The organism is Neisseria sp. P0021.S006 (genome assembly GCF_051956895.1).
The window spans coordinates 1-784 of record NZ_JBQCWZ010000629.1; the positions used below are offsets into that span (position 1 = coordinate 1).

1 protein-coding gene is annotated in these 784 nt (G+C 43.9%); it reads left to right on the plus strand.

Translation table 11 applies throughout. The features are described 5' to 3' along the window. Positions 1-449, plus strand: a 449-nt coding sequence (locus tag ACTHUM_RS16135; protein WP_440403440.1) for an RrF2 family transcriptional regulator, incomplete at its 5' end; no start/stop codon positions are given. Positions 450-784 lie beyond the last annotated feature (335 nt).

A 784-nucleotide genomic window follows, 5' to 3' on the forward strand; every position in this document is an offset into this window, starting at 1 on the left:
CCCAACATACCGATTACGGATTGCGCGTATTGGTTTATACCGCCATCAACGACGACACCCTCGTCAATATCGGCACCATTGCCGAGACTTACAATATTTCCAAAAGCCATTTGATGAAAGTGGTTACCTCATTAGTCAAAGGCGGTTTTCTGGTCAGCGTACGCGGCAAAGGCGGCGGTTTGCGCTTGGCGGATGTTCCTGAAAAAATCAACATTGGCGCAGTCGTCCGCCATCTTGAGCCGATGCAGGTTGTCGAATGCATGGGCGATAACAACGAATGCCTCATCACCCCATCCTGCCGACTGACCGGCATCATTACCGGCGCCATCAAAGCCTTCTTCAACCATTTAGATCAATACTCCCTGCAAGATCTTTTGGACAAACCAACCTACGACATACTCTATACCCCGCGCATCCCCATCAACGAAATACGCAGAATGGTTGATTAAATCTTCAGGCCGTCTGAAAACAGTCAAGCTATATCGAAATAATCATCAGCCTCTCAATATAGGGGCGTGTGGTATTACTCGGAAAAATAATAAACAATGCCGTCTGGAATTAAGATTTTCAGACGGCATTGTTAATTTTAAAATAATAGAAAGATATCGACCAGAGCAAGCAAAAAGTAACTGCTCGCCATTTACTTATTCCCTAGTCAAAAAGTACGCCAAGTATCTTCCCAGTCAACGTAACGGTCTTTTTCCAATACAAAATTGGGAACGTTAGTAAAACTTTCGTGGCCATGACGAATATAATTTTGATTATGAATCCATAGAGTTTTACC